Source organism: Dissulfurimicrobium sp., assembly GCF_049968175.1.
Taxonomy (GTDB): domain Bacteria; phylum Desulfobacterota; class Dissulfuribacteria; order Dissulfuribacterales; family Sh68; genus Dissulfurimicrobium; species Dissulfurimicrobium hydrothermale.
On sequence record NZ_JBMFRG010000007.1, the window covers coordinates 36490 to 45635 of the forward strand.

The 9146-nt window shown below is 47.8% G+C and carries 8 protein-coding genes; 4 read left to right on the forward strand and 4 right to left on the reverse strand.

The features are described 5' to 3' along the window. A complete protein-coding gene (locus ACP5SG_RS01665; RefSeq protein ID WP_237888398.1) occupies positions 1-1101 on the forward strand; it encodes a hypothetical protein in 1101 nt (366 codons plus the stop codon). Here ACP5SG_RS01665 and ACP5SG_RS01670 read toward each other — a convergent pair. Genes ACP5SG_RS01670 through nrdD form a run of 3 tightly spaced genes read right to left on the reverse strand, consistent with a single transcriptional unit; the run spans position 1037 to position 4387 of the window. Then, entirely contained in the window at positions 1037-1810 is a 774-nt protein-coding gene (locus tag ACP5SG_RS01670; protein ID WP_237888399.1) for an anaerobic ribonucleoside-triphosphate reductase activating protein, read from the reverse strand. The two genes, ACP5SG_RS01665 and ACP5SG_RS01670, sit on opposite strands and share 65 nt — an antisense overlap. Before the next feature lie 13 nt (positions 1811-1823). Beyond that, positions 1824-2174: a hypothetical protein gene (locus ACP5SG_RS01675; protein ID WP_237888400.1), complete on the reverse strand. Its 351-nt coding sequence runs from the start codon at positions 2172-2174 to the stop codon at positions 1824-1826. An 11-nt stretch (positions 2175-2185) separates the two neighbouring features. Beyond that, positions 2186-4387, reverse strand: a complete 2202-nt coding sequence (gene nrdD, locus ACP5SG_RS01680; protein WP_237888401.1) for an anaerobic ribonucleoside-triphosphate reductase — start codon at positions 4385-4387, stop codon at positions 2186-2188. A gap of 254 nt (positions 4388-4641) precedes the next feature. Here nrdD and ACP5SG_RS01685 point away from each other — a divergent pair, with 254 nt between their 5' ends. Beyond that, the gene (locus tag ACP5SG_RS01685) at positions 4642-5772 is read left to right on the forward strand and encodes a transglycosylase SLT domain-containing protein (RefSeq protein WP_428121391.1); all 1131 of its coding nucleotides are present in this window, start codon (positions 4642-4644) and stop codon (positions 5770-5772) included. Between the two features lie 29 nt (positions 5773-5801). On the opposite strand, the gene ACP5SG_RS01690 is transcribed toward ACP5SG_RS01685, so the two are convergent. Continuing rightward, a complete protein-coding gene (locus ACP5SG_RS01690) occupies positions 5802-6941 on the reverse strand; it encodes a glycoside hydrolase family 99-like domain-containing protein (protein WP_424661370.1) in 1140 nt (379 codons plus the stop codon). Positions 6942-7279: 338 nt separating this feature from the next. Between ACP5SG_RS01690 and cas6 the strand changes: the two genes are divergently transcribed. Together cas6 and csm6 are read left to right on the forward strand one after the other, a co-directional pair. Further along, positions 7280-8215, forward strand: a complete 936-nt coding sequence (cas6, locus tag ACP5SG_RS01695; RefSeq protein WP_428121397.1) for a CRISPR system precrRNA processing endoribonuclease RAMP protein Cas6 — start codon at positions 7280-7282, stop codon at positions 8213-8215. A gap of 3 nt (positions 8216-8218) precedes the next feature. After that, on the forward strand, positions 8219-9146 hold a 928-nt coding region (gene csm6, locus ACP5SG_RS01700; protein WP_428121401.1), incomplete at its 3' end, for a CRISPR-associated ring nuclease Csm6.

Below are 9146 nucleotides of genomic sequence, written 5' to 3' on the forward strand. Positions count from 1 at the left end.
ATGATCCAGATCAACATAGACTGCGAAGGACCGATAACCCAAAATGACAACGCCTTTGAACTCTGTGAGGAGTTCATTCCAAAAGGCGGGGAGTTTTTTGCAAGGATCAGCAGATATGACGACTACCTTGCAGACGTTGAAAAAAGGCCCGGCTACAAGGCTGGTGATACACTCAGACTTATACTGCCATTTCTAAAGGCTTACGGCGCTACAAACAGGATGATCGAAGAATTTTCGCAAAAATCATTATCGTTGCTGCCTGATGCCGGGCCCATGCTCCAGAGACTCACCACCATCGGCCCTACTTTTATAATCAGCACGAGCTACAGGCCCTATCTCAAGGCCTTGGCGAAGACTGTGGATTTCCCACTCGAACGGATTTACTGCACCGATATAAACATGAATGGATTTAAGCCCGAGACGTATGAGGTAAACCGCATCAAAGATATTGCTGGCGAGATAACAGATATGCCGTTGCTCTCATGGCACAAAAAGATGCCCGGCGGGGAGGAGATCATCGATGAAGAGAAGGTTTTGACGCTCAAAAGGCTCGACGCCATCTTTTGGCAAGAGATACCAGCCATGAAGATCGGACAGGCCTTCGCCGGCGTAAACCCTGTCGGCGGAAATGAAAAGGCGAAGGCCGTCGAAGACAGTCTCAAAAAGACCGGCCTCGGATTAAGCGATGTCATCTATATTGGGGACAGTATCACCGACGTCCAGGTACTCAAGATCGTAAAACAAGGTGGAGGTGTCGCCATCTCATTCAACGGGAACGGCTATGCAATAAAAGAGGCGAACATAGCCCTTATCGGGGAGAGCCCATTTATAATAGCAGCCATCGTCTGGCTGATAAATTTAAAAGGCAAAGAGGCTGTTTCGGACATCCTATCAGACAAAGGTTTCCTTGCTGGCGAATCACTGGTTATAGCGCTCAAAAAAAACGGCCTCGAAGGCGATTACATTGAACCGCTCCTCGCCCGCTGTAAGACCCTTCAACTCTTCAAACAAGACCGACTCAGCGATATAGCCGATCTCATCCACAGGAGTGAACGCATGAGAAAGATCGTCCGCGGTCTGAGGGTGGGGGCGCTTGGCTAGATATAAGGGAGACAAGGTCTGCAAATTCTTCCTCAGTAAAAGGCGTTTCGTTTCGAAACGCAGGATCGAGGGTGTCTCCAGGCGAAAATCTTTGCAGTCTCAAAAAACCCTTTCTGACGCTGCCGACACCCAAGTACAGATCAGCCGCCCATTCATGAACCAGGTCCGATGAATGGAATCTCGGCAGGACCGTCATCCTGAACTCATGAAAAATGGTCGACTCTTTCAAGATCCCTATCGAGTCTTTTATCCGGCCGATATCTACAAAAACGCCTGTGCAGTTGGAATAAGGTCCTGCGCGCAGTATTGTCTTTACATCCATAGCGACATAATCAACAAGGCCTTCCTCGATGATTCTCCCTAAGATCTCTGGCAGATATCCATTGGTATCGAGCTTGATGCTGAAACCCGATGCCTTGAGCGCCCGTAAAAACCGATCGAGCCCTTTGTTTGTAGTGGGCTCGCCGCCCGTAACACATATGGCCTCCACCCAAGGTTTAAGCCTCTCGAGCCTTGAAAGGACCGAATCGAATGACATAGACGGCATGTCACGATGATTCAGGACAAGCGCGCCGTTGTGACAAAATGGGCACCTAAAATTGCATCCGCCCAAGAACACAACCGCACAGAGCCTGCCTCTGGCCGAGGTTGTCGGCCAGTCCACGAAAGAGGCGTCGATAACGCCTTTTATCTCAACCTTTGGTTCCATTGAATGAAATCTCTCAAGGAAAGATGCAAAGACCGTCTTCGCAGAACCCGCCTCTGGTGTTCCCAGACCCCGCCGCGTCTCCGCCTCCCTGGCCGCTCAACAACCTTGCAGTCAGAACATCCCTGGCGCGACGTGATATATTGTTTATTATATCGCCAAGATCCAGGCATACTAAGCCATTGTCGTCGACAAGGATCGGGAGGGAGGCCCTAGCCTTCTCAATAAGGCCGAGCCACGCCAACTCGGCAAGACCTTCCGCGTTGTCATCGGTAAGCACAACGTTTTCTATGCCAATGGCGCCAAGATTGAATACATCTTCTATCTCCCTGCATCTACCGCATCTGCGACTGGTGAAAAGTATCATACGTCCTCCTCTTACAACCTAACACCCAATGCCGGTGAGCCGTTGTTACCGACGTCAGGCGTACCTATGCAGCTTCTATAGCGATCCTTGAGCTCGCCTTTTTTGCCCTTATTCCATGCTGATACCCTTGTGAAATACCCAGTTATCCTAGTAATAAAGTCGACATTTTCAGATTTACAGAAGGTACACATCTTTTGAAGACCTCGCTCAACCCTGCCGCATATATTGCAGATCGTAAATTCAGGCGAAAACGCCACCTGATCATTGAGGGTATGATGAAATATCTTGGTCACAAACTCTGAAAGCGCCCCGGGATCGGGCCGATGGTCCCCAAGCCAGATATGCGTAAGTGAACCTGCCTCTATCAGCGGATGAAAAAGACCTTCGAGTCTCACCCTATCAAATGGATTCACATCGGCGCCCACATCGAACAGGGTTGAGTTCGTATAATATACCTCTCCAGTATCGATGTTCCCTCTTATCACATTCTTAGCCCGAATGGGAAAGGCGTCCAGATCAAGGCGGGCAAAACGATAAGCAGTGCTCTCTGCAGGGGTCTGCTCGAGCACAAAGCGCATCTCTTCGCGCCCTGAAAACCGTTTCGCCACAAGATTCATATGTGCTATCACCTTAAGACCGAACCTCATGGCCGCATCCGATTCATGAAGGGCCTCTCCCTTGTGCGCAAGAACCAGCTCATTCAATCCGGTCATGCCTATGAGATAAGTGGCGCGCCTCAATCTCAGATACGGCTCTCCATCAAGATCCATGTTCAAAAGCCCCAATGGACCCTTGTCTCCATAGGAAAGCAGTCTTTCGATGAAGGCCCTTTTCTCCTTGTGCGCCTGGACCGCAAGGCCTATGCGTTCGGTGAGGAGTTTGAAGAGACGCGCGTCGTCGCTTTCTGCTTCGAGGCCGAGCCGTCCGAGATTTATGGTTACGTTTTGAAGCGCACAGTAGCGCATGCGCCAAGGTTCCTTCGCATCTTCAAGGTCGGTCTTTTCAAGTTTAAAAGATAATCGGCAACACTCCGATATCTTGGCGGTCTCGCCCCTATCAAAGACAAAGTAAGTGTTTCCCTTGAGGCCCGCCACCTCACATATATGAGTCAGAAAATCGGCGAAACCTTCCGTCCTGAAAAACTTTTCTGTAATATGGACAAGCGGTTTTGGAAAGAAAAAGGGCCTCCCCTGTGCATCGCCTTTTTTATAGACATCGAATAGCGCCCAGGCGAACCGCCTCGCTTCAGGCCCATAATAACCATAGGTCTTTCCTGTATATTCCCCCCCTGGACCGATGGCCGGCACGGTCTCAAAATGCTTCGGTACCTCCCAATAGATGTTTATGTCGGAAAAGATCGCCTGCCCGCCCCTGGCTACGGCCTGTTGTGAATATTCAAATACGAGCATCTGGGCGAGCTGCTCTACCTCGCGGTCAGAAAGGCCTTCGATATAAGGGGCAAAGAAGAGATTCACTGCATCCCAGCCTATGGCGCCTGCAAAGTGACACTGAAGGGCGGCTGAAAACTTCACCATATGCGCAAGAAGAACCTCTGGATGTCTTGCAGGTGCGGCGTTTGCAAGGGAATTGGGAAGATTCAGACCGAATCTCTGGATATAGGCCAGAGACTGGCCGGAACAATAAGGCCTGTCGATAAAGCCAAGATCGTGGAGATGGATATCGCCTTTCAAGTGGGCCTCGGCTACAGGATCGCTGAATACGCGCAAAAGGGCGTATTCTTTTTTTATTCCCTCGGCCAAGGTGAGATTGGTAGCCTCTGGGCCATGGGGGATGTTCGCGTTTTCCTTGTTAGGAAGAAGAATGAGCCTTTCGACATCATAAAGCGGGAGTCCGAGGCGCATATGCATACGCCTCTGGTCCTCCAGCCCGTGTTCAAGGAGCCTTGCATTCACAAGCTCCCGGATAAGAGGCGCCGTAACGGTCTTTATCCTAGATGAACGGATGAACCCTTCGACTTCAAGGCTTATTCTTTCCGCCGTATCTCTGTCTATGAGCGTCTCTCGAATCAGCGCATCGACGATCCTCGACCTCTCCCAGCCCTTAAGTCTCTCATCGGAAGTCCTGACAAAGAGGGCCTTGTCTGTAGATTCATCTTCTTTTGCTGTTGCTGCAGGAGGAGCGGTCCGTTCTTTTGTAACTGGCCTGATAAGAGGCCTTTCTGTACCCAACGCCACCGATCTAGCAGTCGCCATGATATTTACCCCCTTTTATTTTCAAAATATTGTATTTAATATTTATTAAAACCACAATATATAGTATCTTGTCAAGATAATTTTTTATTCGAAGGTTTAACTACTTTTCACTATTATTTTTTGTTGATAAAATAATTTGAACGTAAAAATAGATAATTTTTAATCTTTTAAAAAAATAGGAAAGATCACATATGTGGCGGCCCAACGTCATCTCCTTCATTTTTACATATTGCCTCACCCTCTTTTTAATCTCTTTGCTAATCAAACCTGTTCAAGCATCGACCAATCCTGATACATCCCCTATCTCAGGACTCCTCCATTTATATATCCCAGCTAAGGTTGAATTCTGCGGAGAGACTGTACCGCTCAACAAGGAAGATGTATTGGAACGCCTTGATACCGAACTTGTAGTCATACTTGGACAACAGATCGACGCCGTGCTTTGGTTCAAACGAAGCCCGAGGTATTTTCCGATGATAGAGCGCATGACAAGGCGGATGGGCCTACCTGAAGACCTGAAATACGTAGCCCTAATAGAAAGCAATCTCAGGGCTGATGCAGTAAGCCCCGCAGGAGCGACCGGGCCGTGGCAGTTCATGGAAGCCACTGGTGAATCGTGCAACCTGAAAAAGACGGACTGCATAGACGAAAGACGTCATTGGGAGCTTGCTACACAGGCCGCGCTTACTCACCTTTCAGAACTCAAGGCATCCCTCGGTTCATGGTCCCTTGCATTGGCGGCTTACAACGCCGGCCCAAACAGGATATTAAAGGCTATGGAGGAGCAAGGCGAAAGGGATTTTTACGGCCTTAAACTGCCGAGAGAAACCGAACGTTATGTATTCCGCGCTATTGCAGCGAAACTTATCATGGAAAACCCGTCAGCCTATGGTATAGATACAAAGGGCATCCGCCTTTATGAACCGGAGTGCACGGACACAGCCTCCGTAACAATCCAGAAGGGCCCCATACCCGTCTCTGTCTTGGCACATGGAGCAGGTGTATCGTATAGATGGTTTTTGAAACTGAACCCATGGATAATCGGCAATGTTATACCAAGGGGTACTTATAATTTTACAGTGCCGAACGGTGCGGTCGAAGGCCTCAAGGAGGCCGTTTCAAGGTGGTTGCCGCCTGTAGTAGACAGCAGCCCTAAAGCCAAGGCAAAAAAACGAATTGAAAGGGCCAGGATAGAAAACAACAGGGCACGGCATGGACACAGTATCCATGCCGTGGCTACACATAAGGTCAAAAAAGGAGATACATTGAGCAGTATAGCACGGGAATACAAGATAACCGTCAATGAACTGTGCAGATGGAATGGGATCTCAAACAAAAAACCCCTCCGCCCAGGTCAACGGCTATCCATACACCGCGGCGGGTAAGCCCTCCGACGCCAAAATGGCGGCCAGGCCTATCCAAGACACCTCTTCACAGCTTTGAGATATCCATATCCATATCTCTCGTCAGGCTCTAGATAGGCCCCTTCCGCCCATTCGTTCCATGCGTTTATAAAGATAAAACGCTCCTGCACAGGCCTCTTTGCAACCCTTTCGACAAGTCTTTTAAAATAAAACTCAAAGCGTTCGGGCGATGCCCCCAGAAATATCCTAGCCCTTTTCCCGTATCTGGGCGTATTGTCCCAATCCACGAATGCACCTGAAATGACAGGAAGCCCGCATTCTATAAAATCCTCTTGCAGGATATGCCTCCAGACCGTTTCATAATCATAAAAAGTAAGCGAACGGAACAAGAAATATCTTATCGATCTCAATATATCCAAGAGCTTTTCAGGCAGTATGCGGAAACGCTGTACAAGTCCGGTCTGCATGATCTTCTTATCAGGGAAATCGGGCGAATAGACCGCCTCAAAAGGCTGAAAGTTGACCACGGCATCAAAATGTTTCAACACCTCAGGCACAGGGAACTCATACTGTTTGATGGCAATAAAATATAAGCCCTTCAGGCCCTCTCTAGCCGCCATCTCCCTCCAGAAGTCAAACATCTCACCGATATTTTCTATGCGATGCGCCCTGTAGATCAGGAACACCGGCTTGCCGTCTATTTTTATCGCCCTTTCATCGGACCACGCCCTTATGAGGTATCTGAAGTGGGCGAGCCATCTGTCCTTATCCGGTATATGGGTCTGTTGAATGAGGATGTGATGATCCCTGCCGTCCCATCGGCGGGACCATGTCTCGTTGGCCCAGGCAAGGCAAAAATTGAAATCAAGCTCTTTTGACTCAAGAAAGATATTGGTCGGTGTCTCCAAAAGCTGCTTTCCATCGAACCAGTAGTGATAGTGGCAGAAACCATAGAGACCGTAAGATCTTGCAAGTTCGATCTGCCATGCGATTACATCTTTTTTGGACTGATCATAATAACGGCCGCCTAGCGGCACCCTGGGTTGATAGTGACCCTTAAACTGGGGCCTTGCCTTTTTTACATTGACCCAGTCCGTGAAACCCTTGCCCCACCATTCGTCATTCTCAGGTATCGCATGGAATTGAGGAAAATAGAATGCAACTGGCCTTACCTTATTATCGTCATTCATAAAAAATTATCCTGATCGAATGATAAAAAACAAAATTAGACCCCTTCGGCCAGAAATAAATCAGCCTCGGCTGAACGACGGACAAGTATGGATAAATTAGACCTCTGACCAGACGCAGATCTTAAATTTTGCCCATCATAATTAATGACATTGCAAATCTCAAGCTCTTTGTGATCTAAATAAAAGATATGAAAAAGGACAATGGATCCGGGTCACAAGCCTTCTTTAAGATATCCGCAAATCTTTCCTTGGTGTCTTTAAAAATCGATTTTTGTTATAATAATATTATGGTTTGATAAGTTGAACAGATAGTTCGAGAGAGGGGGATCTGACCTGCCATGCACGTCGGCGTATATAAATTCCATTGCTTATTCGAGTCCCAGGCAGTACTTCCTGAGTTTAAAGGCTCGGCTATTCGCGGGGGCCTTGGCCATACCTTGAAGGCCATTGCATGCGCCCTTCGACTCAAAAGCTGCGCAGAATGTCTGTTGTCTAAAAATTGCGCATACGCCTTTATCTTTGAAGCCAAGGCCCGCCATGGATCAAGCCCGCCAACCCATCATGCCCCCCACCGCCCACTTCCATATGTACTGAGACCGCCTGATTCAACCCAGCGCTCCTTTAAACCGGGAGATGATATGTCCTTTTCATTGCTTCTGTTCGGCCGCGGCAACGATTATCTGCCATACATCATCTATGCGGTAAAAGAAATGGGCAAAAACGGTATAGGAAGGGGCGCCTCCACCCGGAATGCAGGGAGATTCAGTCTCGATATGGTCAAACAAGGCGACTTCATCTTATATAAAGGAGGCGACTTCAGGCCTGTAAGCCAACCCTTTGATCTTTCAATCGAACCGGCCCCGGTCTCTCATGTCCGGGAGATCAGCATTTCCTGCATAACTCCGGTACGCCTCAAATCAGAAAATCGTCTTCAAAATGAACTTCCTTTTCATGTAATCATTAGAGGGGCGCTGCGTCGAATCTCTGAGCTGGAGGCGGCATACGGCGACGGTGAGCCTGCATTGGACTACAAAGGCTTAGTGAAGAGGGCGCAAGGGGTGCGGACTGCATTTAGATACTGTTCTTGGACAGATATTCCTCGCTACAGCAGCCATCAGAAGACACCCATGCTAATAGGCGGTCTGAAGGGAAAGATCATATACCAAGGTGAGGATCTTGAGGAATTCCTGCCGTTTCTGCGCTATTGCGAGGTGGTCAACCTCGGCAAGCAGACCTCCTTCGGTCTGGGCAGGATCCAAATAGAATGGAGCTGAGTCTTGAAGAACATACTCCTTGCCGCTTCAGGACTCTCTCCCCAGGTCATCACCGAGGCCCTTTATGCCCTCTGGCATCAGGGCAGGCCTATATCACGCCTGGAGATCATCACCACCCGCACCGGCAAGGAAAGGATTCTTGCCGGACTCTTTTCCCCGATGGACGGCAAACTTCTAGCATTTATGCAGGAATTCGGCATACCTGAAAACGACATAGAATTCGGCCCTCATCTGATACATGTTCTCAAGGATGAAACAGGCAATGAACTGGACGATATCATCACCCCCAAAGACAACAAAATTTTACTTCAAACCTGTATAGATCTTGCATATCAATTGACCTCGGATCCCGATTCAGCGGTCTTCTTTTTAGTAGCTGGCGGCAGGAAGACTATGACCAGCTGCCTGACCTTGGCGGCGCAAATCTATGGCAGACCCCAAGATCGTATCTATCACGTGCTGGTCACGCCTGAATTTGAACAGTGTAGGGACTTCTGGTACCCTCCCAAGATATCCAAAAATATAGCAGTACGAAACAACAATGGAATTGAATATGTAATAAACACCAAATACGCCAAGATCGAATTAATCTCCATTCCTTTCATCTCCATTCGTAAACACCTTGACCCAAAAATGCTTTCTCATCCAATATCTCCATCTGAACTATCTGATTTAGCTATTTATGACAAAGAACCTGCTATAATTCTTCATCTATCCAATGCTACAATTTCTTATCATAATAAAATTTTACACATGTTTCCTATTCATATGGCCATATATGCATTTTTTGTGCAACAAAAGGTGAAATGTAAAAATACACATACTTGTAAATATTGTACCGATTGTTTTCTAGATAAAGAGGCAATTTTTAGTAAAGAAGATGAAATAAAAGAAATTTATCTAAAAATTAAACAGAATATAGACTTCAGTA